General features: G+C 30.1%; 24 protein-coding genes and 1 riboswitch. Of the genes, 14 read left to right on the top strand and 10 right to left on the bottom strand.

Annotated features, from left to right (window positions below; genetic code table 11):
- The first annotated feature begins 157 nt into the window (after nucleotides 1-157).
- The 4 genes from OCU47_RS12530 to OCU47_RS12515 all read left to right on the top strand — a co-directional run bounded on the left by OCU47_RS12530 (nucleotide 158) and on the right by OCU47_RS12515 (nucleotide 3,478).
- Nucleotides 158-385: a TIGR04540 family protein gene (locus OCU47_RS12530; protein ID WP_261828937.1), complete on the top strand. Its 228-nt coding sequence runs from the start codon at nucleotides 158-160 to the stop codon at nucleotides 383-385.
- 111 nt (nucleotides 386-496) lie between these two features.
- On the top strand, nucleotides 497-2,452 hold the full coding sequence (locus tag OCU47_RS12525) for a GTP-binding protein (protein WP_261828936.1): 1,956 nt from the start codon (nucleotides 497-499) through the stop codon (nucleotides 2,450-2,452).
- Between the two features lie 11 nt (nucleotides 2,453-2,463).
- Entirely contained in the window at nucleotides 2,464-2,808 is a 345-nt protein-coding gene (locus tag OCU47_RS12520) for a hypothetical protein (RefSeq protein ID WP_261828935.1), read from the top strand.
- Between the two features lie 34 nt (nucleotides 2,809-2,842).
- Nucleotides 2,843-3,478: a pentapeptide repeat-containing protein gene (locus OCU47_RS12515; RefSeq protein ID WP_261828934.1), complete on the top strand. Its 636-nt coding sequence runs from the start codon at nucleotides 2,843-2,845 to the stop codon at nucleotides 3,476-3,478.
- Nucleotides 3,479-3,740: 262 nt separating this feature from the next.
- On the opposite strand, the gene OCU47_RS12510 is transcribed toward OCU47_RS12515, so the two are convergent.
- Together OCU47_RS12510 and OCU47_RS21860 are read right to left on the bottom strand one after the other, a co-directional pair.
- Nucleotides 3,741-5,330 carry a glycoside hydrolase family 3 C-terminal domain-containing protein gene (locus tag OCU47_RS12510; RefSeq protein WP_482027095.1) on the bottom strand — a complete coding sequence of 530 codons (1,590 nt, stop codon included), beginning with the start codon at nucleotides 5,328-5,330 and terminating at the stop codon, nucleotides 3,741-3,743.
- On the bottom strand, nucleotides 5,290-5,997 hold the full coding sequence (locus OCU47_RS21860; protein WP_482027093.1) for a glycoside hydrolase family 3 N-terminal domain-containing protein: 708 nt from the start codon (nucleotides 5,995-5,997) through the stop codon (nucleotides 5,290-5,292). The genes OCU47_RS12510 and OCU47_RS21860 overlap by 41 nt, the downstream gene beginning before the upstream one ends.
- Nucleotides 5,998-6,183: 186 nt before the next feature.
- On the opposite strand from OCU47_RS21860, the gene OCU47_RS12505 reads away from it, so the two are divergent.
- Nucleotides 6,184-6,924: a helix-turn-helix domain-containing protein gene (locus OCU47_RS12505; RefSeq protein ID WP_261828933.1), complete on the top strand. Its 741-nt coding sequence runs from the start codon at nucleotides 6,184-6,186 to the stop codon at nucleotides 6,922-6,924.
- 70 nt (nucleotides 6,925-6,994) lie between these two features.
- Here the strand turns inward: OCU47_RS12505 and OCU47_RS12500 are convergent, their stop codons facing one another.
- The 6 genes from OCU47_RS12500 to OCU47_RS12475 form a co-directional block, all read right to left on the bottom strand.
- Nucleotides 6,995-8,140 (bottom strand): ABC transporter permease, encoded by a 1,146-nt coding sequence (locus tag OCU47_RS12500; RefSeq protein ID WP_261828932.1) that lies wholly within the window; start codon nucleotides 8,138-8,140, stop codon nucleotides 6,995-6,997.
- A complete protein-coding gene (locus OCU47_RS12495; protein ID WP_261828931.1) occupies nucleotides 8,133-9,278 on the bottom strand; it encodes an ABC transporter permease in 1,146 nt (381 codons plus the stop codon). The genes OCU47_RS12500 and OCU47_RS12495 overlap by 8 nt, the downstream gene beginning before the upstream one ends.
- Before the next feature lie 11 nt (nucleotides 9,279-9,289).
- Nucleotides 9,290-10,225: an ABC transporter ATP-binding protein gene (locus tag OCU47_RS12490; RefSeq protein WP_261828930.1), complete on the bottom strand. Its 936-nt coding sequence runs from the start codon at nucleotides 10,223-10,225 to the stop codon at nucleotides 9,290-9,292.
- A gap of 149 nt (nucleotides 10,226-10,374) precedes the next feature.
- Nucleotides 10,375-11,013, bottom strand: coding sequence for a response regulator transcription factor (locus OCU47_RS12485; protein WP_261828929.1), 639 nt, complete (start codon nucleotides 11,011-11,013; stop codon nucleotides 10,375-10,377).
- 117 nt (nucleotides 11,014-11,130) lie between these two features.
- Nucleotides 11,131-12,207 (bottom strand): sensor histidine kinase, encoded by a 1,077-nt coding sequence (locus OCU47_RS12480; RefSeq protein ID WP_261828928.1) that lies wholly within the window; start codon nucleotides 12,205-12,207, stop codon nucleotides 11,131-11,133.
- Nucleotides 12,208-12,350: 143 nt separating this feature from the next.
- Nucleotides 12,351-13,454 carry a DEAD/DEAH box helicase gene (locus tag OCU47_RS12475; RefSeq protein WP_261828927.1) on the bottom strand — a complete coding sequence of 368 codons (1,104 nt, stop codon included), beginning with the start codon at nucleotides 13,452-13,454 and terminating at the stop codon, nucleotides 12,351-12,353.
- A 403-nt stretch (nucleotides 13,455-13,857) separates the two neighbouring features.
- Between OCU47_RS12475 and OCU47_RS12470 the strand changes: the two genes are divergently transcribed.
- The 3 genes from OCU47_RS12470 (at nucleotide 13,858) to OCU47_RS12460 (ending at nucleotide 15,264) form a co-directional block, all read left to right on the top strand.
- Nucleotides 13,858-14,292 carry a MarR family winged helix-turn-helix transcriptional regulator gene (locus OCU47_RS12470; RefSeq protein ID WP_261828926.1) on the top strand — a complete coding sequence of 145 codons (435 nt, stop codon included), beginning with the start codon at nucleotides 13,858-13,860 and terminating at the stop codon, nucleotides 14,290-14,292.
- Nucleotides 14,293-14,439: 147 nt separating this feature from the next.
- Entirely contained in the window at nucleotides 14,440-14,946 is a 507-nt protein-coding gene (locus tag OCU47_RS12465; protein WP_261828925.1) for a nitroreductase family protein, read from the top strand.
- Between the two features lie 30 nt (nucleotides 14,947-14,976).
- Nucleotides 14,977-15,264: a putative quinol monooxygenase gene (locus OCU47_RS12460; protein ID WP_261828924.1), complete on the top strand. Its 288-nt coding sequence runs from the start codon at nucleotides 14,977-14,979 to the stop codon at nucleotides 15,262-15,264.
- A gap of 68 nt (nucleotides 15,265-15,332) precedes the next feature.
- On the opposite strand, the gene OCU47_RS12455 is transcribed toward OCU47_RS12460, so the two are convergent.
- The gene (locus OCU47_RS12455) at nucleotides 15,333-15,524 is read right to left on the bottom strand and encodes a hypothetical protein (RefSeq protein WP_261828923.1); all 192 of its coding nucleotides are present in this window, start codon (nucleotides 15,522-15,524) and stop codon (nucleotides 15,333-15,335) included.
- 61 nt (nucleotides 15,525-15,585) lie between these two features.
- Entirely contained in the window at nucleotides 15,586-15,756 is a 171-nt protein-coding gene (locus tag OCU47_RS12450) for a hypothetical protein (RefSeq protein ID WP_261828922.1), read from the bottom strand.
- Between the two features lie 487 nt (nucleotides 15,757-16,243).
- Between OCU47_RS12450 and OCU47_RS12445 the strand changes: the two genes are divergently transcribed.
- The 6 genes from OCU47_RS12445 (at nucleotide 16,244) to OCU47_RS12420 (ending at nucleotide 25,326) form a co-directional block, all read left to right on the top strand.
- Nucleotides 16,244-17,029: a pseudouridine synthase gene (locus OCU47_RS12445; RefSeq protein WP_261828921.1), complete on the top strand. Its 786-nt coding sequence runs from the start codon at nucleotides 16,244-16,246 to the stop codon at nucleotides 17,027-17,029.
- Between the two features lie 131 nt (nucleotides 17,030-17,160).
- A complete protein-coding gene (locus tag OCU47_RS12440) occupies nucleotides 17,161-17,826 on the top strand; it encodes an ABC transporter ATP-binding protein (RefSeq protein ID WP_261828920.1) in 666 nt (221 codons plus the stop codon).
- A gap of 9 nt (nucleotides 17,827-17,835) precedes the next feature.
- Nucleotides 17,836-20,400, top strand: a complete 2,565-nt coding sequence (locus tag OCU47_RS12435; protein WP_261828919.1) for an ABC transporter permease — start codon at nucleotides 17,836-17,838, stop codon at nucleotides 20,398-20,400.
- An 84-nt stretch (nucleotides 20,401-20,484) separates the two neighbouring features.
- The gene (locus OCU47_RS12430) at nucleotides 20,485-21,168 is read left to right on the top strand and encodes a response regulator transcription factor (RefSeq protein WP_376778038.1); all 684 of its coding nucleotides are present in this window, start codon (nucleotides 20,485-20,487) and stop codon (nucleotides 21,166-21,168) included.
- Nucleotides 21,165-22,406 carry a sensor histidine kinase gene (locus OCU47_RS12425; RefSeq protein WP_261828918.1) on the top strand — a complete coding sequence of 414 codons (1,242 nt, stop codon included), beginning with the start codon at nucleotides 21,165-21,167 and terminating at the stop codon, nucleotides 22,404-22,406. The genes OCU47_RS12430 and OCU47_RS12425 overlap by 4 nt, the downstream gene beginning before the upstream one ends.
- Nucleotides 22,407-22,591: 185 nt before the next feature.
- A riboswitch (NiCo riboswitch) is annotated at nucleotides 22,592-22,677 on the top strand.
- A gap of 135 nt (nucleotides 22,678-22,812) precedes the next feature.
- Nucleotides 22,813-25,326 (top strand): cation-translocating P-type ATPase, encoded by a 2,514-nt coding sequence (locus tag OCU47_RS12420; protein ID WP_261828917.1) that lies wholly within the window; start codon nucleotides 22,813-22,815, stop codon nucleotides 25,324-25,326.
- The last annotated feature ends 339 nt before the right edge of the window (nucleotides 25,327-25,665 follow it).

The following is a 25,665-nucleotide window of genomic DNA, read 5'->3' as shown; positions in this document are numbered from 1 at the left end:
TATTAATAAGATATAGTATACAAGTTATAATAGGTTTTTGAATTTATATTAATAACTGAAAATTTTGTTGAAATATATTTGCAAAAACATATAAAAATATTATATTATAGTAGTAAATAAATTATTTATAAATTATTTGTATATTAAGGAGTATATGATGAGAAAAGTTTACAAAAACCCAAAAGAATTAGCAACATGTTTAAAGGATTTAGTAGATTTATATCTGGAGGATGTTATGACTTATGACAAGGTTAAGGGAAAGATAGTTGCCATAGTCGATGCTAACAAAGATAGGTTTTATAAGAATGGTAATGTAGAGGCTAAGGTTGCAACAATGATTGGAGACAGAAACCTAAAGGTTATTTGTGAAATTGTAGCTGAATAATAAAAAAATAAATATTAACTGTAAGTGGGTTATTTCCACTTACAGTTTTTTAATTTATTATTATATATAGGGTGAGTTGAAGGGCAATTTTTATAGAAACAAGGTGAAGAGATGAAAAAGACTATAGGTATATTAGCACATGTAGATTCGGGAAAAACTACCTTCGCAGAGCAAATTCTTTATAGAACTAATAGTATTAGGAATAGAGGCAGGGTAGATCATAAAAATACATTTTTAGATTTGCATGATATTGAAAAAAGCAGAGGAATAACAGTTTTTTCTGAAGGTGCAATTTTTCAATATAAGGATTCTACCTATTATTTAATTGATACTCCTGGACATGTGGATTTTTCTTCTGAGATGGAGAGGGCCATGGCTGTAATGGATGTTGCTGTAGTAATAGTGAGTGCTGTTGATGGTGTGCAAGCCCATACTGAAACTGTTTGGCAATTATTAAGACACTATAAGGTGCCTACATTTATTTTTATTAATAAAGTTGATATGATAAATGCTAATGTAGAAATGGTATTAAATGATATAAAAACTAAACTAACAAAGGATATATGTACTATTGATAATGAATTTGGTGAGAAAAAGATTTCAGAAGAACTGAAAGAATTTATTGCTGAAAATGATGAAGAACTGCTAGAAAAATATCTAGAAGGGTTTTATGATTATAATCTATGGATTTTTTCTATGAAAAAGGCGATTAAGGAAAATAAAATTTTTCCTTGTTTAAGTGGTTCTGCACTTCAAGATGTAGGCATAGATAGTTTCTTGGAGAGGCTAGATATGCTTACATTTACTGAATATAATGATAAAGAAGAATTTAGTGGTTTGGCTTATAAAATTCGTTATGACGAGAAAGGAAATCGGGTAACTCATATTAAAATTGATTGTGGTATATTAAATGTTAAGGATGAATTGAAATATATCAATGGAAATGAAATTATCTCTGAAAAAATTAATGAAATAAGAGTTTATAATGGAAGCAAGTATAAAATAGTAGATAAAGTTGCTGCAGGGGAATTATTTGCTGTAGTTGGGTTATCTAAGGTTACAGCAGGACAAGGATTGGGAACAAAAAAAGAAAATATAAATTATGAAATAGTGCCTACGCTAAAATCAAAAGTGATTTTTCATAGTAGTTTAAACATTAAGGAAGTGTTATCTAAATTTAAAATATTAGAGGCTGAAAATCCAAGTTTAAATGTGATTTGGAATGAGCAATTGCATGAGATACAAGTGCATATTATGGGGGTAATCCAACTAGAGGTACTTCAGCAAATTGTAGAAGAAAGATTTAACTTAAAGGTTGAATTTGGACCTTGTGAGGTATTGTACAAAGAAACTATTACTAAAGCAGCTAAAGGGTACGGTCATTTTGAACCATTAAAGCATTATGCAGAAGTGCATTTGCTTTTGGAACCAGGGGAAAGAAATACTGGAGTTACTTTTAAAAGTGAATGCCATGTAGATAATTTACCTACTGGGTACCAAAATTTAGTTGGATACTACATTCAGGAAAGAGAGCATAGAGGGATCCTTACAGGTTCAGGTATAACAGATATAAAGGGTACTCTTTTAATAGGAAGAGCTCATTTGAAGCATACCAGTGGTGGAGATTTTAGAGAAGCAACTCTAAGAGCGCTAAGACAAGGTTTAGAGAAGGCAGAGCCAAAGGTGTTAGAACCGTATTATAAATTTAAAATAGAAGTTGAATTGGAGCATATGGGAAGAGTTATTTCTGATATTCAAAAATTTTATGGAATATTTGAAGATCCAATAATAAGAGAAAATAAAGTAATTATTAGAGGGCGTGGGCCCGTGGCTACATTTATGAATTATGGTATGGAGCTAGTATCTTTCTCAAAAGGTAAAGGAAGTATATTATTTAGATATGATGGTTATGATTTTTGTCATAATGAAAGTGAAGTCATTGTAAATATAGGATATAATAAAAATGCAGATATAGAGTACACAGCAAATTCCATATTCTGTTCAAAAGGGCAGGGATATGTGGTGGAAGCTGATAAGGCAGAAGAATATATGCATTGTTTAAGATAGGAGTTGTGGTAATGAAGGAAGGTTATGTTAAAGCAATAGAAGTGGCAAAAGAATACAAGGTATATTTAAAGGTAGTTACGGCAGTAAGAAGTTTTGATAGCTATAATAGTTTCTTTAATATATACGATGAGCAGGAAGAAGCTTGCAGAAGAATAGCAGTATTGACTTCTTTTAGGGACTTAGAAGAAGTTTATGATAAAAATCCTAGTGAAAAAATAGAAAATAGTATAATAGTTGATGAAAACATATGGTTAACAGAGTATCCACTAACCACAAATCCAGCTAAAATAGTTTTAGATGATATAATGGTTGATGTAGAAATGGTAAATAAGGTATTTGCAAAAAAAATAATTTAAATAGATTAAAAATGCGAAGGGTAGTGAGTATAACATGGTTAAAATACAAAAACCAAAGTTTATTGATGAATTAGAAGAAGAATTTGATCTTGATGCTTATGATTTTGATGGAGATAAAATCCAAAATAAAATTGTACAAGGAATTACAGTAAGTGATAAGTACGGAAGAGGTGCCACTATCGATTCTTGTATTTTTAAAAATGTAATCTTTGAAGAGAGTGAGTTTAAGAATATTGAGTTAATAGATGTTAGATTTGAAGGTTGTGATTTATCAAATATATCATTTATTGGCGGAAGCTTGCATAGAGTTGAATTTGTAAACTGCAAGCTTATAGGAGCTAGATTGGATGAGACAAGTATGAAGGATGTTCTATTTAACAACGTATTAGGTAGATATGCTAATTTTTCTTATTCAAAGCTTCAAAATGTGAGTATTGAAGAATCTAACTTAGAAGAAGCAACATTTCAAGAAGTTAAGCATAAAAATTTGATATTCAAAGAAAGTAATCTAGCTAATAGCTATTTTAATAAAACTTCATTAAGTAAGGTGGATTTTACTACCAGTGAAATTACAGGAATTGATGTAGATTTAGAGAGTCTAGTAGGAGTTATAGTTACATCGTATCAAGCATTAGATTTAACTAGACTTTTAAGAATTACAATAAAATAAGAATTAGCACTTAAATGATATGCGTAACTAATATATTTATAATGAGGCATGTAGAACTATTCCACTTAAATGTTGGTAGAAAAATGTCGAATTGTTGTAGCTTGTCCACCAACATTATTATGGAACAGTTCTACATAGGTGGTAGGTATAACAATATAATCTACACATTCAAATATATAAGTCTTATTGCATAAATTAGAAACATAAAAACATAATCCAGATAGGTGATATAAGCCCCTGTCTGGATTATTTTTGTTAATAGTTAGTTATTTAGTTTATTTAATAAGTTTTCTAGCATTTCTTCTGTCATCTTGCCTTGAGAAAAACCTATAATTGTTCTTAATGGGAAACCATATATAAATGACAACATAGTAGCATCTAATTCATCTATTTTACCAAACATACCCAAAGCATCAGCAAAAGCTTTATCTGCAAGGACGTCTTTTCCACGTTGGTCATTTAGTATATCTCCTAAAAGTGAATTTAGTGTATAAGTTTTCTTTAATGATGTAGTAGATTTTACAATTACTTTTTCTTTTAATAAAATATCTTCTGATGACTTACCAACTAATATTTCAAAATCACCATCTTCTACATACCAATCATTTATATCTACATTATAGTATGCAAAAGCACGTTTATTTAATGTAAAAGTAATTTCCTTTTCTTCATTAGGCTTTAATTCTATTTTTTCAAAAGCTTTAAGTTCTTTTTCTGGCCTGATTAAAGAACTGCAAACATCACGAACATATAGTTGAACAACTTCCTTAGCAGTGATAGAACCTGTATTTTTAATACTTACAGTTACATTTAATGACTCATTATCTAAAAGTTCATTTTTATCAACTTTAATTGACTTATAATCAAAGTTTGTGTAACTCAATCCAAATCCAAAAGGAAATAGTGGTTTTAATTTCTTTTTATCATAATATCTATAACCTACAAATAGTCCTTCTTTATACTCTACTACATCACCTTCACCAGGGAAGTTTAAATAAGATGGATTGTCTTCTAATTTTATTGGGAAGGTTTCTGCAAGTTTTCCACTTGGACTTACTTCACCGAATAGTATATCTGCAATGGCTGAACCAACGGCTTGACCTCCTAAGTATGCTTCTAGTACACCTTTTGTTTTATCAATCCAAGGCATTTCTATAGGGGCTCCATTCATGAGGATTACTATAATATTTTTAGTTACAGAAGCTAGTTCATTAATTAACTTAATTTGATTTTCTGGAATATGCATATGATTTCTATCATAGCCTTCTGATTCGTAGACATCAGGTAATCCAGCAAATAAAATTGTTATGTCAGATTGTTTAGCTAATTCTTTTGCTTCTCCTATAATATTTTGATTTATATTATCATCAGTTAAATTATAACCACTGGCAAAAGCAACAGTGGCTTTTTCTTCACAAGTTTTGCAAATTTCATCGTAAGGAGCATCTATTTTAGTAGCATTTACTCTTGAACTTCCACTGCCTTGGTATCTAGGAGTTTTAGCAAATTCACCGATTACTGCTATTTTCCCTTGTTTCTTTAGAGGAAGAATATTATCCTCATTTTTTAATAGTACTGTAGATTCTATTGAAGCTTGTTTAGCTAGTTTATGTTGTTCCTCTTTACTATAGGATATATCTTTTTTATTCTCTTTTGTCTTTAATACTATTTGTAATATTCTTTTTACAGCTTCATCAAGAGTTTTCTCATCAAGAGAGCCATTTTGAACGGCCTTTACTACTTCAGCGCTGCTTGCACCATTAGTTCCAGGCATTTCTAGACTTAATCCAGCTTTTATTGAATGTACTAAGTTAACAACTGCACCCCCAATCAGATACAACAAAACCTTCATAACCCCATTCATTTTTTAATATGTCTGTTAGTAAATGATGATTTCTTGAAGCAAATTCTCCGTTAACTTGGTTATATGAGCACATAACTGTCCAAGGTTTTGCTTCTTTTATTGCAGTTTCAAAGCTTGCTAAATATATTTCTCTAAGGGTTCTTTCGTCAACTTGAGCATCTATACTCATTCTTCTATGCTCTTGATTGTTCACTGCAAAGTGCTTTATTGAGGTACCTACCCCTTGATTTTGAACGCCTTTAATGTAGCTGCATGCAAGGTTAGAGCTTAAATATGGATCTTCAGAAAAATATTCAAAATTTCTTCCTCCTAGAGGTGAACGCTTTATATTAACCCCAGGTCCAAGTACTACTGCTATGTCTTCTGCTTGTGCAGCTTCACCAATAGCAGCCCCCACCTTACCTAAAAGCTCCTTGTTCCAAGAAGCACTAAGTGCTGATGCTGTAGGAAAACATGTGGCCGGAACACTGTCATTTAAACCAGCATGGTCTGCTGCAGAAGCTTGTTTTCTTAATCCATGAGGGCCGTCAGTTACCATTACAGATGGAATTCCTAATCTTTCTACAGCATTAAGATGCCAAAAATCAAGACCAGAGCAAAGAGAAGCCTTTTCTTCTAAGGTCAATTCTTTTATAATATCGTTAACATTTTTCATAATTAAATCCTCCTAATATTGGTTCAAATATTAAATAATTAATAGGGTTATAAAAGGGAAGTATACGTTTTCCTTTGTAAAGTTTATATTGATTTCCCTATAAATGAATATTATCATTAATGTAGAGAAATTTTTATATTATTATCACTTTTTTATAATTATTTTATTTTAGAAGGGATTAAATTAATGTTTAAGGATGAAAATATAATTGAAAGTGTAAGGAAAAAATATAATCAAATATTAATACAAAATAGACAAAACTCTCAGTTTCATCATTCAGTAAATCGGGAGAAAAAAATATATAAGAGTATTATGGCAGGAGATAAACAAGCTTTAGCAGAGATTCATAAAGAACCTATGGATGGTCTAGTTGGAGTATTAGCAAAAAATAATTCACTTAGATCAGAGAAAAATCTTTTGATCTGTACAATAGTAGTTGCTACAAGAGCTGCTCTTGATGGGGGATTAGATCCTGAAGTGGCTTTTACTTTGAGTGATGCGTACATTCAAACTGTTGAAGAAATATCTGATATAGATACAATAAGACAGTTACATAATTGCGTTGATTTGGATTTTGCAGATAGAGTACATAAATTACATATTAATAAGTATTCAAAAGTCATTAGAGCTTGTGAGAATTATATAAAAAATAATATATATAATCCTTTGAGCTTATCTAATGTTAGTGAGTATGTTAAACTAAGTCCCAATTATTTATCTGGATTATTCAAAGAGCAGATTGGTATTACTATAAGTGAATATATCCTTAAAGAAAAAATAGAAGAAGCAAAAAAACTACTGAAAACATCTAGCAGCTCAATATTAGATATATCTGTTTTATTAAATTTTAATAGCCAAAGTTATTTTGCAAAGATGTTCAAGCGTTATACAGGTTTGACCCCTAAAAAATTTAGAGATTATAAATAGAAGAATATAAGTTAAAAAAGTCCTTGAAATCAAAATATAAATGCTGATTTCAAGGACTTAAATTTATCTTTTAGTTAATGCTAAAGTTTTTATCTGATTTTGAAGTCTTATAAGAACCTATTACAAAGAATGCCATTGCAAATAAAAGTATTATTCCAATGTTTACCCAGATATCACTAAAGGATGATCCTGCCTGCATATCAGTGAATGCTTGCATTGCCCATCTTGTTGGGGTCACATAAGATAAATTATTGAATGCTTTTGGCATAAATTCTAGAGGAATAAAGCAGCCACCTAACATTACAAGTATCATTACAATAACACTAAATATATTATTAGCTATACTTTGAGAATCAAAGAAGGATCTTATACAAACAGATAAAGCTACTGAAACTAAACCAAGAGCTAGCAATATAACTAAGGCAATTCCATAATCAATACCTAGATTTAGCTTTAATGCAGCTATGCCTAAAATTCCTAGAGTTGCTTGTGCTGATACTACTAGATAGTTGCTTAATACATCAGCTAAATAATATTGCCAAGTTTTAATTGGAGCTATAAATATTCTAGTATAAATATTTTCTTCTTTTTCATTATATTGATGACTTGCACCATCAAAACCTCTCTGTAGCATGAATAAAATCAAGAATCCTATAAAGACTAATCCATAAGTGTAATTATTATGAAGGTCAGAAAGACTTTGTTTTTGAATTTTACCATTATTAGCACTAATATAATTTTCTAAGGCTTTACGATAAGAATCAAGATTCCCTTGTGAAACTTTTCCTAAGTTGCTAAGGTTAGAAATTTCTTCTGAAAGCAATTTCTTTAACAAATCATTAGTATTGCTGTCCTCAGTAGAAGTTATATCTAAAGTAAGAGGAGAGGTTTTTATAAAGCTTTCTTCATAACCCTGAGGTATTTCTATTACTTCTGTTATTGATTTCTCAGAAAATCGGGTATCAATTTCTTCTTTTTTTACAGGAATAATATTTATACCATTGCCTTCTTTTAAAGTAGCAATTAAGTGTTTGCTAGTATTTGATTTATCATTATCTATAACGCCTATATTTAGGTATCCAGAGGAAGAGCCTAGTACATTAAGCATAAGTAATAAAATACCTATCGGAATTAATAAACCTAGAATAAATCTTTTAGGTCTTTGACCTATAGAGATCTTCAAGTTATTTTTTAGTAAAGTCCAAACATTATTCATAGCAGCGTTCCTCCCTTTTGCCAAAGATATAAATAAGAAGCATTAATATGGCTGTTGCAGCTCCCCCTATAATTAACCATTGTATTAATACAGAATTGTCAGAAGCGTATATGGATCTAAAAAGAGATTTATTGAACCATCTTAATGGTGACATATTTGTAAGAATATTTAGTACAGGGCCCATATCACCGTCCATAACCACATATCCACCTCCAAGGAAGTTTAGAATTATTATAGCTAGGTTTATAATAGTGTATAGAGCTTGAGATTTATCTTTATCTTTAAAAATAGTTGCACATAAAGTACCTATACCTATAATTATTCCTACGAAAGGAAGCGTAGCTAGTGGCAATAAAAATAAATTCGAACCATAATTTACGTTAGCCAAGTATTTGCAGGCTATAGCTGACAACATTGAGCTACAAAAAGCATATATAGAAAAGCCTATAAAGCAGCCCAAATAGTATTTTGTTGGTGAAATGCCGGCAATAATTATTCTATCTTGGATATTAATCTTTCTAGATGTTTGTATATATAATATTGGTATTTGTATAAAGTAGAAGATCATTAATCCTATTTCTGCAATTCCATAGTAGCTCATGGCATTTGGAATTGATTTTGATGGAATAGTTTTGAAATTAAAATATTTTTGTTCTGAATCACTTTTCATTATCTGTCCAGCCTTTGCTGGGTTGATTTTGAACATCTCAGTAACAGCATTATATTTATTACTAATAGCTTTTATTGTAGAAAATACAAATGAGGATTTAACTATAGATTGATCATTTGAGTAGAAGTCAATTTTATCTCCATTAAGGTGAAGAAGCATTTGCTTATCAATTCTAACTTTCTTTTTTCCCTCATCTAAAGAATTTATTTTAACAAAGTTTATTTTCAAAGTACTTGATTTTTGAGAAGTTACATCTTTAAATGTATCAAAGATTTTTTTTGTATTATCATTACTTGAATCAACATAGGATACTGTAATGGGTTTTAAATCAGTTCCACTAGTGAAGTAAGCACCTGATAAAAGATTTCCTAAAAGTATTACAAGGAATATGGGAAAGACAAGTAAAAATATTAAGTTCTTCCTGTCCTTAATTGAATGTAAAAGACAAGATTTAATTATAGATAACATAAATATACCTCCTAATCTCTTAGACTTCTGCCAGTTAAAGATAAGAATACAGTTTCAAGAGAAACTTCTTTAAAGCCTAAATCTAGAATTTTTGCACCTTGATCTTCAATGACTCTGATAATTTTATCTAAATTACTTACTTCTTTTGAAGAGTTAATTAAAATTGTATTTTCATCAATACTTACTTCCATTACTCCTTCAACATTATTGATTTTGTTTATATTAAGCTCATATACATCATTAACTGTAACAGCAAGAGTTCTTTTATCGCTAATCATATCTTTAAGCTCTTCTTTAGTACCTTCAGCTATAATCTTTCCTTTGTCGATTATAGCAATCTTAGAACATAAAGCTTCGACTTCTTCCATATAGTGAGTAGTATATATTACGGTTGTACCATTTTGGTTTAGCTCCCTTACTGCTTCCATGATATGATTTCTTGACTGAGGATCAATACCTACAGTAGGTTCATCCATTATTATTATTTTGGGTTTATGGATAATTGCACAAGCTATATTCAATCTTCTAAGCATGCCACCTGAAAAAGTTTTTGCCTTCTTATCTTTAAATTCTGATAATCCTGTAAAATTTAATGCTTTTTCGATTCCTTCTTTAAGGTTTGTACCTCTTAAACCATACAGTTCTCCAAAGAATTTAATATTTTCATAGGCTGTAAACTCTTTGTATAAAGCTATGTTTTGAGGTACTAAGCCTAAAGATTTTTTCACTTCTGTAGAATTCTTTTTAGCGTTAACTCCAAGAAGTTCTATGCTTCCAGAGGTAGGATGTAAAAGAGAGCATATCATGCTTATAGTAGTACTTTTACCAGCACCATTAGGTCCTAGAAGTCCAAAAATTTCACCTTTCTCTATGTTAAGATTAATATTATCAACCACTATTGTGTCATCAAACTTTTTAGTCAAATTTTTTATTTCTATAATACTCATTTTTATTTCCTCCAATCAATTTCTTTTCGGTTCCTAATCTATGATATAAGTATACAAAAAAACCTTTGCTGAAAAATCCAGCAAAGGTCATAATCGTACCATGACAAAAGTCATAAAATATTTTATTAGATGTAGACAAAAGGCATTCTTTACTTTTTTCCTGTTAAGTAGTAAATAGCTATTTGGGTTCTATGTTCTAAGCCTGTCTTTTGAAAAATGGAGGTAATATAGTTTTTAACTGTTCCCTCTGAGATGAATAAAGTCTTTGCAATGTCTTTATTGTTTAAACCATCTGCGATTGCCACCATGACTTCTAATTCTCTGTCAGTAAACAAGCTTTCATCAATATGGCTAGTTTTAGCTTCAGTTTTATTTTGAATGTTATCAGATATTTTGTTTAAAACCTCTTCTTGAAATACACAATTTCCCTCATGAACCATGTGTATGGTTTTAATAATTTTTTCTGGATGAGTGTTTTTTAAAAGATAGCCTTTAGCACCATACTTTAGTCCGTCTTTAATATACTCATCCTCATCAAAGGTAGTTAAAATTACAACCTTTGTTTCAGTTCTATTGGAAATTTCCTTCGTAGCTTGTACACCATTAAGCAAAGGCATTCTTACATCAAGGAGCGCAATATCCACTTGATTATTTAAAGTATAATCCACAGCATCTTTACCATTTTCAAATGTTTGTAGAACTTCAATATCTTTATCAGTAGATAAGATGATTTTTAAACTCTCTCTAATTAGTGTATCATCATCTGCTAAAATTAATTTAATTCCCATAATTTATCCCCGTTTCATAATTTATATTTTTTGTTATGTTTTAAAACAATGTTGATAAGCTTTGAAATTTTATAGTATTCAGATAACTCTCCAAAATATGATTATCCATATTACAATTTAATATGGAATCAATAGTATTGTTGAAAAACCATTATCACTATTTATAATAAGCTTACCGCCAGCAGAGGTGACTTTATCTTCTATATTGGATAATCCTATGCCTTTTTTGAATTTAGCTGTTCCGTTTCCATTATCTTTAACTTCAAGCTTAATTATTTTTCTTAGTATATCTATTTTAACTTCAATTAAATTACAACGAGCATATTTAATTGAGTTGGTGGAGAGCTCCATTACGCTGTTGATAAATAATAACCAGGTTGAAGCTGAAATATTATCCAAGTCTCCGTTATATGAAAGTTTAAAGTTTATGTTTGTATTTTTTGTTTTTTCTTCTAATATAAGCTTTATTCTATTTATACCTAGTTCTTCTTGAGCTGGTCGTATATTTCTTAGAGTCATTCGTATATCATCCATGCCTGAACGTAAGGTTTCGATAGAGCTATCTAACATTTCATTACCTTTTTTATTATCCATATTGATTATAAACTTTACAGCTTCTAGTTGGAGAAGCACTGCTGAAATTGTATGTCCAAGTTTATCATGTAGTCTTCCAGAAATTTTATTTCTTTCTTCGAGTCTAGCAGTATAAAGATCTTGACCGTGCACCTCTTTCTCTTGAATCAATTTACGTTCCAGAGAGTGTATTAAATTTCGCTTAATTTCATCATCCTCTCTTAAGTTTAGTATCTTAATTGTATTCCTATGATTACAAACTATAGTTATAATCAAAAGAAGGGTTATTAAGATTTGTTCTTGTGATATATTTTGAACATTGTTAAAAAAGAGAGGTATAAATGCACCTATAGAACCTAGCAATACCAAATTTCTTTCTACAATGAGATATTCCATTAAGGCTACAGAGCATATAAAAATTGCACAAGGAATATAATGGATTGCAAAGTAGGCTGATAATCCCACTTCAAATATACAAACTATAATTCTAAATTGCTTTTTTATAAATTTTCTGCCAAAAGATGAAATTATAAAAGATAGCATAAATCCTATTATTAATACAAGTGATAGATCATTGGTAAAACCATCTCTAACAATATATGCTATAAGTATTAATTTCAATAATATAATAAATTCAATGTTTTCTAAAATTTAAATTTCCCCCTGTCATTTAAACTTTTACCAATATGCTTAAAAGCAATTGGTAAAATATATAATAAATTATACTTTATACAGACACAAAATTAAATAGTTTATAGCAGATTTTATAACGATCTTCTAGGAATCTTAAGTTTGATTTTTGTTTCTATTTCTTCTAAAATTCTGGTGTCTTTTGGATCTACGAAAAGACAAGTGTAGCCTTCTTCACCGGCTCTACCAGTTCTACCAATACGATGTATATAGGTTTCTGATTTTTCAGGAATATCATAATTATATATATGGGTAACACCATTGATATCAAGACCTCTTGAAGCTACATCTGTGGCAATCAAGTATTGAATATCAGCATTTCTAAAAGCTTTCATTATACGTTCACGTTTAGGCTGAGGAACATCACTATGTATTTTTTCGCAGTCAAACCCACGTTGATGTAGAGCTAACTCTAATTCATCAGCTCTTCTTTTAGTTCTGCAGAATATAATAGCCATAAAAGGATTATCTTGCTCAAGAACTGTACATAAAGCATTACGTTTTTCTCTATCTAAAGTTTCAACAACTTCCTGATGTATGTTCTCAAGAGTGACCTTTACTTTTTCTATCGTAACTACTAATGGATCTGACATATATCTATAGGCTAATTTTTTCACAGCTGAATCCATAGTAGCAGAAAAACATAGGGTTTGATGTGATTTAGAACTTTCTTTAATTATTGATTCTACTTCATTTTTAAATCCCATAAGCAACATTTGATCTGCTTCATCTAAAACTAAGGTTTTTAGCTTTTTTAGGTTTACAGTATTTCTTTTTATATGATCTAGAAGTCTTCCTGGAGTTGCAATAATAAGGTGAACACCATTCTTTAATTTCTTTAGCTGAGCACCGATGTCCTTTCCTCCGTATGCAGCTAAAACATTAATGTTTTTACCATCCTGCAATTTTTTTGCTTGCTCAGTGATTTGGATAGCAAGTTCTCTTGTTGGAGTTATTATTAAAGCTTGCGTTTCATTTACAGAGGGAGAGATGTTCTCAAAGATAGGTAGTAAAAAAGCAAGGGTTTTTCCTGTGCCTGTTTGAGCTTCAGCTATTACATCTCTCCCTGCTTTTATGGCTGGAATGCTCTGTTCCTGAATAGGTGTAGCTTCGGTTATGCCTGATTTTTTTAATATGTCACAAATTTCATTGTTAATTCCTAATTCTTTAAAATTCATAATATTTTCCTTTCATTATGTATTATATATATTCTAATAAATAAACTATATATTTAAGTATACTTCACTGTTTATTGATGCGAAATGTTGTTTAAAACGTATATATTAAATTTATTTCATTCTATTATTTGAATCTCTTAATGATATCATACAATATAATAATTTACCAAGGGGAGAGAATATAAATTATTTTTACACATCCTTGTTAAAAATTTTAAGTAGTATTGACATAAGTATAATAATACTATATTATCATGTGTATGTACAAACAATATAAAAGTTCTTAGTTTAAAACGTAAGGTAACACTAATATTTGGTATAAATTTTACTGGTGGTATAATGTTATATAAAATATTAGATTATTAATTAAATATATAATTTTTATATAGAAAGAGAGAAATATATGACAGATATAAATGAATCATTAAGTGGATGTTTATATTTTGCTTCAAATAAGCTAGCAAGATCAATAAGTAAGATGGCAGACGAAGAATTTAGAATAACGGGGCTTTCACCAACTTATGCTTTTTTAATTTGTATTGTAAATGAAAATACAGAAATTAGTCAGAAGGAAATATCTGAAAAACTTCATATGACCCCTTCTACCATAACAAGATTTATAGATAAACTTGAAAATAAAAACTTGGTAATTAGAAGAAGTGATGGTAAAACTACATTGATTTCTTTAACAAAAAAAGGAGTAGAGCTAATACCTTGTATAAGTAAGGCGTGGCAGAACCTACATGAAAGATATTCAAGCATTTTATCTGAAGAAGAAAATCAAGAACTTGCCATAGCCATAAATAAAGTTGCAAACAAGTTTGAAGGCAAATGTTAGCTTTTAATAAGTAGGAAATATGTTAAGCTTATAGTTGTATGTACATCTAAATATAATATAAGGCATCTTCAAAAAATAAGTAAGTCCATATGATAGTCTATTTAGACTTGTTATTTATTTTCAGATGCTTAATTGGAGGGATTTATAATGAAAGAAATATTTAATAGAAGAAGTATAAGAAAGTATGAAGACAGACCAGTTGAAAGGGAAAAGATAGATGAGCTTTTAAGAGCAGCAATGCAAGCTCCTTCAGCAGCTAATCAACAACCATGGGAGTTTATAGTAGTTGAAGATAAGAACAATTTAAATAAATTATCATTGGTGAGTCCGTACTCAAAATTAGTTGCAGGTTCTGCAGTTACTTTTGTACTTTTAGCCAATAGTGATAAATTTAGAGTACCTACTGCTTGGCAACAAGATATGGGAGCTGCAGCACAAAACATTCTTTTAGAAGCTACACATCTTAATCTTGGAGCTGTTTGGCTTGGAGTTGCAACAGCAGATTCAGTAGTAGATAACGTAAAAGAGATGTTTAACTTGCCAGATAATATTAAACCTTTTGCTTTAATCTCAGTTGGATATCCAGACAATCAAAAGAATGAATTTGTGGATAGATATGATGCAGAAAGGGTTCATTATGAAAGTTGGAAATAGTAAATAACAATTCTATAGGAGGATACAGGAATGATTAAAGTTGTAGCAAAGCATTTTGTTAAAGAGGATAAGATCAATATATTTTTAGAAAGTGCTAAAAAATTAGTAGAAGCAACAAGAAAAGAAACAGGTTGCATAAAATATGAATTACATCAAGATATTAAAGATCCTAAAATTTTAACTATGATAGAAGAGTGGGAAGATAATCAATCACTAGACAATCATATGGCCTCAAAACATTTCCGTGAAATTGTTCCTATGTTAGGAACTCTAATGGAAAAGGAAGCAGAAATGAATTTATACAAAAAAGTTATATAAATTCATAATGATTTAATTCAACAAGTTAAAAATATATCTTCCTTTTTAGGAAGATATATTTTTTTGTACTATTTATGAGTTGTATGTACAGATGGCTCGTATTTTCCATAAGGACTATCTTGGATAGCCTTATTTTTTTCTATTTCACGATAATTAGGTGATGATGGATCAGAAGCTGTTGCACCCAAAGAATTATGTGATGATGGATCGGAAGTTGTTTCATTCCAAGAACTATCTTTAGTATTCTTTATATCTTTCATATGTATTTCCTCCCATTATAATATTTATTTTCAGATGCCTAATGCTCTCTAGTATATTGAGTTATTTATTATGTGATAATTTTGATCTCTTGGTGAATTTCTTACCATTTGCATGAGCGCCGTTCTTTTCGCCATGTTCAATTCCTATTTCAGCACCAGCCTCACAATACATTTTTCTTAATTCAGCATTTGATTTTGGTCGATCTTTAAGTCTATTCTTATTATTATCCATATAGAATCCCTCCTAATAAAATAATTAGGGCATCTGAAAGCAAATTGTTTTATATGCTAGTTTGTTTATTTTCAGATGCCTAGAATACTATATTAGCTTATCCACATTACTAAAAAATATTATTATTTATGCCTAGATAATAGAGGAATTACTATAGTTTAAACTCCTATACAAAGGAACAATTGTTAAGTGTGGTGAAGATTAAATGAATAATTAAGTTTAAGTATTTGAAACTTTACTTATTACAAAGATTTTTTAGTAATATGATATACTACAGTTGTAGGTAAAGAAGATAAGGCATCTGAAAATAAATAACAAGTCCAAATATGCGACGGATATTTTTAGTTAAACAAGGAAACAGGTTCCGCAGATAGCGAGCTATCTAAGGGTTCTGTTGACGCAGTATAACTGAAAATAGACTAGTATATGGACTTACTTATTTTTTGAAGATGCCTAAAGTTATACATAGGAAGAGAAGTGATAACATATGAGATTAGACAAATTTTTATCAGAATCATCTGTTGGAAGGCGAAAAAATGTTAGGAATTATATTAAAGAAGGCATGGTTAAAGTAAATGGAGAAGTGATAATTGAACCAGCAATAGAAATTAACGAAAAATCTGATGTTATTGAGTATCTTGGTAAAGTGGTTGTTTATACTGGAAAGGTATATTATATGTTTAATAAGCCTGCTGGCTATATTACTGCAAGAAGGGATAAAGTTAATAAAACAGTTTTTGATTTTTTTGATGATGTTAACATGAATGGAGTATTTCATGTTGGACGATTAGATAAAGATACAGAAGGATTATTGCTATTTACTAACGATGGTGAATTTGAACATAAATTAATGTACCCAGAAAAGCATGTTGAAAAAACTTATTTTTTTTGGGCGTTGGGTTCTTTAGACGAGGAAGATAGGAAGCAATTAGAGCAAGGAATTTACATAGGTAAAGGTCAAATACTAACGAAACCTGCGAAAATAGAAGTGCAGAAATGTGGAATGTATAAAGAACTTAAAAATGAAATGTCTATTGAGAATTTATCTAATATAGATTCAAACCAATATAATCAACCAGTTATCTCTGGATATCTTACAATTTCGGAGGGACGTAAGCACCAAGTGAAACGTATGCTAAAGGCAGTAGGCTGCTATGTGGTGTATTTAAAGAGAGTTTCTATTGGTGGATTAAGGTTAGATGAATCATTGGAAAAAGGGCAGTATCGATTGTTGACAGATGTAGAAATTAAAAAGTTATTCGAAAAGTTGTAATTGGAAAATTTTATTATAACTTTTTTATTTTTTGGAGATGTTTTATTACAAAATTGTTATAATTCATTAAACCTTACAGTAATATTTGGATTGTATTATATGAGTATGATGAATGACAGGGGGAAATTAAAATGGTTGTAATAAAAACTGAAAGATTAAGCAAGATTTATGGAAAGAAAGACAATAAGGTTGTTGCTCTAGATAATGTTAGCCTTGAGGTAAACAAAGGTGAGTTTGTAGCAGTAGTAGGTGCCAGTGGATCTGGAAAGAGTACTTTGTTGCATCAAATTGGAGGAGTGGATCGTCCAACCTATGGGAGTGTAATTATTGATAATCAAGATATATACAAGTTGAAAGAAGAGAGCTTAGCTATATTTAGAAGAAGGAAGATTGGTTTTGTGTTTCAATCTTTTAACTTGATTCCAGTTTTATCTGTAGAAGAAAATATAAAGATGCCAGCATTACTTGACCATCAAAAAGTTGATGATGAATATTTTAAGGATTTAGTAAAAACTCTTGGTTTAGAGGATAGATTGAATCATCTACCTTCAGAACTTTCAGGTGGACAACAACAAAGAGTAGCTTTAGCAAGAGCTTTGATAAATAAACCAGCTATAATTTTAGCAGATGAGCCAACAGGAAACCTAGACAGTGAAACTTCAAAGGAAATCATGGAGATGTTGAAACTTTCAATTAGAAAGTATAATCAAACAGCAATAGTTATAACCCATGATTTATCTATAGCTGAAAATGCAGATAGAATCATTAAAATAAAAGATGGAAAAGTAGTTGAGTAGGAGGTTCAAATGAAAAGTTATAGTGAAATATCTACAAGATATATAAAGCAAAACAAAAAAAGAACTATATTAACCATAATGGGTATAACTTTAGCTACAATTTTACTTTTTGCTATAGGAACTTTTCTATTAAGCTTTAGGGATGCAATGATTGAACGTGCCAAGAAGGATACAGGAGATTTTGAGTTTCAATTAAATTATCTAAGTAAAGAAGAAGCAGAAAAAGTTGTGAATAATGCAGAAGTTAAGAATACAGCAATAGAGAGAAATTCTGATACTCTATATTATTTATTGCAACAAAATCAACAAAGGCAAGTTGCAGTTATATATGTTGATAAAGGGTACTATGAAAGAATTTTTACATCAAAATTAGTTCAAGGTAGGATTCCATCTGCCTCAGATGAGATAATAATAGATACTTATAATACAAAGAGTCTTAATGTTAAATTAGGAGACACTTTGACGCTGACTACAAAAGGTGGAGAAGGTAAGAAGTTTAAAATAGTTGGAGTTACCCAGCCTGAATATTATCGTGGAATTAGTATATATTCATATTTTGATAGTACAAGATTAGAATCAGAGTACAAATACAATCTAAGTATAAATTTAAAGAGTGAAAAGCATAAACAACAAATTGTGCAAAAGATAATATCACAAGCAAATATAAAAGTAAGTGATGATACTAAACATGATAATAGTCAACTTTTATATTTAACTCAAAATGGAGGAAATCAATTTAAAGCAGAAGGCCTAGAATATATATCTATATTTGTTATTGGCATGATTATGATAAGTACAATCATTGTAATTTATAATTCTTTTAACATATCAGTTATAGAAAGGATGAGATATTTTGGTATATTAAAGGCTATTGGAGCTACACCAAAACAAATAAAAAGAATTGTATTTAAAGAAGGATTCTTAATGGGGGGGATTGCGCTTCCTTTAGGCTGTTTAATAGGATTTTTTTCTCTTAAGTATGGTATAAAGTTATTTATTGGTGATAAATTAGTATATTTTGATAACTTTAAGGTAGGATTCTATCCAATAATTATATTAATAACAGCAGTTTTAGTAAGTATCACTATATTTTTATCTTTGATTGGACCAGCTAGAAAAGCAAAAAAAGTATCAGCTGTTGATGCAATGAGAAATAAGAATGAAATTAAATTAGGTAAGCTTAAAAGAAGAAAGGGGAGAATAGTATCTAAATTATTTGGAGTTGAAGGTAGTATTGCTTACAAAAATATTAGAAGAACTCCTTTTAGATTTATAGTGACGACTCTAGCCTTAACTATTTCTATTATAATGTTTAATGTGTTTTATGGGACCATAGATTATGCAAAACAATCTATTTCGCAAGAGTTTGTTAATTCATCTTATGAAGCAAGGCTATTTAAAGGTGGCTCACAGCCTGTTTTTTCAGATAAAGAGATTAAAGAATTGGAAACTAAAGATTTCTTGAAAAATAGGTATGATTATATGACTTCTAATATTGATTTTGTTTTAAATAATCAATATATAAATGAGGAATACAGTAGTAAAACCCAAAATTCTCTTGATGATAAAACATATAAAAGTGCTGGATATACTAAAATAGAAGGGGCAAAAATAATTTCTAGTAAACTAAATGAACTTCAAATAGCAGAGAAATATATTAAAAAAGGAAAGTTTGATAAAGAAGCCTTGAAAAATGGAGGAGTAATTCTTCTTGATGGTTCTCAAAAAAGAAATAAAAACGGAGAATTAGATACTGTTAGAGTCACAAATTATAAGGTTGGAGACATAATAAAAATTCCAAAGATAAAAAAATATACTGATTATAATCAGTTGGAAGATAAAGAAATCGCTTATGAAAAATGGGATGAAGATATGAAAAGTCAAATTTCAATGGCTATAAATAAGGGTGAATTTTATGAATTTCCTATAATAGCTATTGCAGATAGAGAACCATTTGATGGTTATAGTGTAGATGGTGCAGGTTTAATGATGAATGAAGAGTTATATAGCAAGTTAATAGGAAAATCTGAACCTACAAGATTATTTTTTGATTTTGATAACAATAATGATAGGATAAAAGCAGTAGATTATTTTCAAAGTACACAAGCTTATACTAACTATATGTTTGCAGATATGAAAGCAGAAGTAGATCATGTTAATAACATATTTAAACAAATAGGTTTCTTTGTTTACTGTTTCATTATAATAATAACTATTATATCTATAGTTAATATATTTAATACTATTTCTACAAATCTTTTATTGAGAAAGAAGGAATTTTCAACACTTAAGGCTATTGGAATGACTGAAAAACAACTTAGAAAGAGTGCGATGTTAGAAGGGACTCTCTATGGAATAATTGCAGCTGTATTTGGAGGTGTTATTTCAGCTATACTTTTGGAAGTGATGGTAAAGCTAGTGTCAGGGCTTGCAGAGTTACAATATAAATTTGATGTTGTGCCATTTATTTTATCTATAGTTTGTGCAATTTTGGTAACTTATTTATCCACTTTAGCACCATTAAAGAGAATAAAAAAACTTACTATTGTTGAAGGAATAAGTGACGAAGAATAAGCAATAACTTTTAAATACTCCCTCTTTAGATTATACTAGGAATAGCATTAGAGTTTTTATGTACTTAGAGTCTAGGAGGAAATTATGAAGATTTTATTAGTAGAAGATGATATGACTTTGGCTATGGGAATAGAGTATTCATTAAAGAATGAAGGGTTTGAAGTAATTCATGCTAATACCTTAGCAAAAGGCAGACAAGCTTATAAAGATTTAGAGATAGATATGATTTTATTAGATGTTACTCTGCCTGATGGGAGTGGATATGATCTTTGCAAAGAAATTCGTAAAGGTAGTGATGTCCCTATAATATTTTTAACTGCTTGTGATGAAGAAGTTAATATTGTTCTGGGACTTGATATGGGAGCAGATGATTATTTAACCAAGCCTGTTAGAGTAAGGGAGCTTATTGCTAGAATTAATGCAGTGGCAAGAAGAAAAAAGAAGGAAGATAGCAATTCAGATAAAATTGCATTTAGGGATTTAACTATATTGCCTCTAAAGTATGAGGTGTATAAGCAATCAGAAAAGATAGCGTTAACTTCAGTGGAGTATAAGTTATTGTTACTACTTTTTGAGAATAAAGGTAATGTGCTTACTCGAGTGCAATTACTTCAAAAACTCTGGGATATAGAAGGAGATTTTATAGAAGAAAAAACTCTAACAGTATATATTAAAAGGCTAAGAGAAAAGCTTGGAGAAGATAAGGATAACCCTTATATAGAAACTGTACGAGGTGTTGGATATAAGTGGATAGGTGAAGAAAGATGAATTTAAGAAGATTTTATACCAATCCAGAGGTAAAAAGAATTACGTTTAAATTTATAATAATTTTACTGTTAGGTACGGTCAGTATATTTTTGTTATCACTAACTATAGTAAAAAGCATAAATAAGATCTTAGTAAATCAAAATGCAATAGTATTAGCAGAGACCTTAGAGAATAAGCAGCCAAAAGATTTAATTAGAAATTTCTATACAGTAAAATCTAAGGATGAACTAAGCAAGGCAAAAGCATTATTAAAAAGCTATGGTTATGATGAGGAGCTTGCCTTAGAAAGCAATGATATAACCTATGGTTTTTTTAAAGAAATACTGATGGCATTTATACCAATTTATATATTTTTTGTTGTAATTCTGTATTTGCTGTTTATGAGAGAAATGAAGAATGTATTTTCTCAGATACAAAAGATAGTAAAGGAAACCAATACTATGTCAGATGGTAAATATGTACGAATTGAAGGTAGGTTTGAAGAAGGAGAGATGGCAATGCTAATCTCTTCTTTAAATTACATGGGAGATAGGGTTAACAATTCTATTGAATTGCTAAAAGAAGAAAGAGAGTATCTAAAAGATTTTCTATCTGACATATCGCATCAATTAAAAACACCTCTTGCATCCTTAATTATGTTTAATGATTTATTAAGAGAAAATGAGAATATGCCATATGATGATAGAGTGAATTTTTTAAACAAGTGTGAGGAACAGCTTGGTAGAATGGAATGGCTTATAATGAATTTATTGAAGGTCGGCAGACTTGAAGCTGGAGCTATTAACTTCAGAGTAGAAAATCAGTCAATAGAAGAAACAATTAATATTGCAGTATCTTCATTAAAAGCAACAGCTAAAAATAGAAACCAATGTTTAACTATTGTTGGAGATTTAGATTCGAAAATTAAGCATGATAGAGAATGGTTAGCAGAAGCTATATCTAATATTGTAAAGAATGCTATTGAGCATACAGGTGAAAATGGGGAGATTATTGTTAAAGTGGATAGAGGAAAGCTTATTACTAAAATTTATATAAATGATAATGGACCAGGTATTCCTAAAGATATGCAAACAAAAATTTTTCAAAGGTTTTACAAAGGAGAGAACTCTGTAAATCCAAAGAGCATAGGCATAGGTTTATCTTTGGCTAAAACTATTGTTGAAGAACAAAGAGGAGAAATAAAACTTATAAGTGAAGAAGGAAAAGGATCAAGTTTTATTATTAGCTTTATAAATTAGATATTTGGAGGTAAATAACAAGTTAAAATATGCCCCAGATATTTTTAGTTAGGAAAGGAAAATAGACTAGATAAACTTAATTACTTCTAGTTAAAATATTTATATATTAGAGTGAAAAAATGAGTACACAAGTTGTCTTGGCTGCATATAAATATATAAAATCTCTTTGCACTGCATATAAATCTACAGTACAAACTGATCAGGCCATGATTACATATGTTCATGGAGCCGGGCCAAAAGGCAACAGGATACAAATACCTGTGGGACAGTATAGTATATTGTTCTATAGGTATTTTTTTATTTACCTTCAGAACAGTATAGCACAAGATAAAAAGATGCAATGCCATAGAGCTATCAAACAAAATATTCTTGATAAGGTCAGGAATTAAAATGGAGGTAACTTTTTATGACAGAACAAGAAAAAGTAAATCAAATGCAAGGGTTAACAAATGAGGAAGCTAGGAAGCTCCAAGAAAGGTATGGAAAGAATGCACTAGTTTCAGAGAAAAAAGAAAATTTCTTTCTCAAAATTATAGAGGTATTAAAGGAACCAATGTTTCTACTACTTATTGTAGCAGCCATAATATACTTTATCCTTGGTGAACCTCGTGATGGAGCCATAATGCTAGTATTTGTGGTTGGAATAATTAGCATTGATGTAATTCAGGAATGGAAGACAGACAAGACATTAAAAGCATTGAAAAATTTATCAGCACCACATATAACAGTAATTAGAGATAGAAAAGAACAGTTAATAAGTAGTGAGGATTTGGTACCAGGAGATTTGATGATAATAACAGAAGGTGTAAAAATACCTGCAGATGGAACAGTTATTAAGGCTAATGATCTCTGTGTGGATGAATCATCATTAACTGGTGAAGCAGAGCCAGTATGGAAGGTAATTGAGGAGCAGGATAATAAGGATTATTGGAAGAAGAATTATTGTTATGCTGGCACATTAACTACTCAAGGTTGTGGTATCATCTTGGTAGATAAGATAGGTGCTGAAACTGAATATGGAAAGATAGGCAAAAATATTGCAGATGCCCCAGATAGACCGACCCCTATGGAAAAGCAAACCGGTAAATTGGTTAAAGTATGTGCAATAATTGCTGCAGTTTTATTAATGTTGGTCTGTGGTATAACTTATATGAACTTACATGATTACATTTTTAAGGATAGAATTATTGAAAGCATACTATCAGGAATAACTCTTGCCATGGCAATGATTCCCGAAGAGTTTCCTGTTATATTAACGGTATTTTTATCTATGGGAGCTTGGAGATTAGCTAGGAAACATTCTCTTATTCGTAGACTTCCAGCTGTAGAAACTTTAGGTGCTGTTTCAGTGCTTTGTGTTGATAAAACAGGCACCGTCACAATGAACAAAATGAAAGTACAGCAGTGTTGGTCATTAAATAATGATATATACAGTTTAAGTAAAGCAATGGGAATGGCTTGTGAGACAGAAGCCTATGATCCTATGGAAAAGGCTATGGTAGATTATTGTGAGCAAAATAATATTACAAAAAAAGAGTTATTTAGCGGAGAGCTAATTACTGAATATTCTTTTACTAACGAGAATAAAATGATGGGTCATGTTTGGAAGTCGCCAGAAGAAATTGTGATAGCAGCAAAGGGTTCTCCAGAAAAGATATTAACTCTTTGTGGATTATCAGCAGATGAGTTTACAAAGGTAAAGAATCAAATATATGAAATGTCCTCTAAAGGTCTAAGGGTAATTGCTATAGGAAAAATGAAGGTAAATGATGTAGAAAATATACCATCCACTATTCATGAATGCAAATTAGAATTATTAGGTTTAGTAGGACTTGCAGATCCACCTCGAGATGGAATAAATAAAGATATACAGAGGTGCGTAAAGGCAGGAGTACGAGTTGTAATGATCACTGGAGACAACGGAATCACTGCAAGTTCAATTGCAAAGCAAGTAGGAATTCCACACAGTGATGAGATTATCACAGGTGATGATTTAAATAATATGGAGGATGATGAACTTAGAGAAAAAATAAAGACTGTAAGTATATTTTCGAGAGTAGTACCAGAGCATAAGATGCGTATTGTCAAAGCTTTTAAAGAAATTGGAGAAGTTGTTGCTATGACAGGAGATGGAGTAAATGATGCTCCAGCTTTAAAATATGCAGACATTGGAATTGCTATGGGGAAAAGAGGCTCAGAGGTTTCAAGAGAGGCAGCAGACTTAATTCTATTAGATGATAATTTTTCTACTATAGTTGATACAATTAAAGATGGCAGAAGAATATATGATAATATCAGAAAAGCTGTGGGGTATGTTTTCACAATTCATATACCAATTGCTTTTGCTTCATTATTAGCACCTCTTCTTGGTGTAGAATCTTCACTATTATTGTTGTTGCCTGTACATGTTGTCTTACTTGAATTAATAATTGACCCAACTTGTTCAATAGTTTTGGAAAGGCAGCCTGCAGAAGATGATATTATGGAAAGACAGCCTAGAAATGCAAAGGAAAATATATTGACACCAAATTTATTATTAAGAAGTGTACTTCAAGGGATGGTACTATTTATTGCTTCATTTGGAACCTATTATTTATACTTGCAGCAGAATCCACAGGAAGCAGCTACAGCTCGTTCAATGGGATTAGCTATAATAATGATTGCTAATTTATTGCTTGTACAAGTAAACAGTTCAAATAAAAACTTGGCTTATGAATCTGTTGCTAACCTAAAAAAAGATAAAGTTATGTGGGCAATATTCATAGGTACAATAGTAGGACTTGCTGTGATTTTATACAGTCCTATTTCTATATTTTTAAATCTTGCTCCCTTAAGCATTATGCAATTAGGAATAGTAGTTGGAATTGCAGTAATCTCAGTTATGTGGTACGACATTATGAAGTTATTTAAGAAAGATTAAAGATAAGTAAGTATTAATAATTTATATTATTAGAATAGAATACCTGTTGGATATGCATTTCAACAGGTATTTATTATTATTTTGTAAAACAAAATGTGCCTTTACAGCCTATTAATTGTTAAAGTTACAATTTGTTTTTTTAAAAACTGATTGAATTTAATTTAATCAAATCACTTCTTATAAGCAAAGTTCAATATAGACATGTAGATGTATAGCAAATGAAGCTGAAATTTGCTATGTTTTGAGGGAAATTATTCATCATAAGGCAACTAATGTTTTGGATAAGTGTATCGATAATGTAATTGTATTCCTTATATGTAAGTAAAGTTGTTTTGTTTA

It is taken from the genome of Clostridium sp. TW13 (genome assembly GCF_024345225.1).
GTDB lineage: Bacteria > Bacillota > Clostridia > Clostridiales > Clostridiaceae > Inconstantimicrobium > Inconstantimicrobium mannanitabidum.
The sequence above is the reverse complement of the archived record's forward strand: the minus strand, read 5'-3'. Positions and strand labels throughout refer to the sequence as shown.

Bases quoted from the DNA above. Each gene is read 5' to 3' on its own strand.
- OCU47_RS12500 (WP_261828932.1), bottom strand. From the start codon at position 8,140: ATGAATAATGTTTGGACTTTACTAAAAAATAACTTGAAGATCTCTATA.
- OCU47_RS12450 (WP_261828922.1), bottom strand. From the start codon at position 15,756: ATGGATAATAATAAGAATAGACTTAAAGATCGACCAAAATCAAATGCT.
- OCU47_RS12495 (WP_261828931.1), bottom strand. From the start codon at position 9,278: ATGTTATCTATAATTAAATCTTGTCTTTTACATTCAATTAAGGACAGG.
- OCU47_RS12430 (WP_376778038.1), top strand. From the start codon at position 20,485: ATGAAGATTTTATTAGTAGAAGATGATATGACTTTGGCTATGGGAATA.
- OCU47_RS12460 (WP_261828924.1), top strand. From the start codon at position 14,977: ATGATTAAAGTTGTAGCAAAGCATTTTGTTAAAGAGGATAAGATCAAT.
- OCU47_RS12420 (WP_261828917.1), top strand. From the start codon at position 22,813: ATGACAGAACAAGAAAAAGTAAATCAAATGCAAGGGTTAACAAATGAG.
- OCU47_RS12490 (WP_261828930.1), bottom strand. From the start codon at position 10,225: ATGAGTATTATAGAAATAAAAAATTTGACTAAAAAGTTTGATGACACA.
- OCU47_RS12440 (WP_261828920.1), top strand. From the start codon at position 17,161: ATGGTTGTAATAAAAACTGAAAGATTAAGCAAGATTTATGGAAAGAAA.
- OCU47_RS21860 (WP_482027093.1), bottom strand. From the start codon at position 5,997: ATGAAAAATGTTAACGATATTATAAAAGAATTGACCTTAGAAGAAAAG.
- OCU47_RS12475 (WP_261828927.1), bottom strand. From the start codon at position 13,454: ATGAATTTTAAAGAATTAGGAATTAACAATGAAATTTGTGACATATTA.
- OCU47_RS12465 (WP_261828925.1), top strand. From the start codon at position 14,440: ATGAAAGAAATATTTAATAGAAGAAGTATAAGAAAGTATGAAGACAGA.
- OCU47_RS12425 (WP_261828918.1), top strand. From the start codon at position 21,165: ATGAATTTAAGAAGATTTTATACCAATCCAGAGGTAAAAAGAATTACG.
- OCU47_RS12435 (WP_261828919.1), top strand. From the start codon at position 17,836: ATGAAAAGTTATAGTGAAATATCTACAAGATATATAAAGCAAAACAAA.
- OCU47_RS12470 (WP_261828926.1), top strand. From the start codon at position 13,858: ATGACAGATATAAATGAATCATTAAGTGGATGTTTATATTTTGCTTCA.
- OCU47_RS12505 (WP_261828933.1), top strand. From the start codon at position 6,184: ATGTTTAAGGATGAAAATATAATTGAAAGTGTAAGGAAAAAATATAAT.
- OCU47_RS12510 (WP_482027095.1), bottom strand. From the start codon at position 5,330: ATGAAGGTTTTGTTGTATCTGATTGGGGGTGCAGTTGTTAACTTAGTA.
- OCU47_RS12530 (WP_261828937.1), top strand. From the start codon at position 158: ATGAGAAAAGTTTACAAAAACCCAAAAGAATTAGCAACATGTTTAAAG.
- OCU47_RS12520 (WP_261828935.1), top strand. From the start codon at position 2,464: ATGAAGGAAGGTTATGTTAAAGCAATAGAAGTGGCAAAAGAATACAAG.
- OCU47_RS12455 (WP_261828923.1), bottom strand. From the start codon at position 15,524: ATGAAAGATATAAAGAATACTAAAGATAGTTCTTGGAATGAAACAACT.
- OCU47_RS12485 (WP_261828929.1), bottom strand. From the start codon at position 11,013: ATGGGAATTAAATTAATTTTAGCAGATGATGATACACTAATTAGAGAG.
- OCU47_RS12525 (WP_261828936.1), top strand. From the start codon at position 497: ATGAAAAAGACTATAGGTATATTAGCACATGTAGATTCGGGAAAAACT.
- OCU47_RS12515 (WP_261828934.1), top strand. From the start codon at position 2,843: ATGGTTAAAATACAAAAACCAAAGTTTATTGATGAATTAGAAGAAGAA.
- OCU47_RS12445 (WP_261828921.1), top strand. From the start codon at position 16,244: ATGAGATTAGACAAATTTTTATCAGAATCATCTGTTGGAAGGCGAAAA.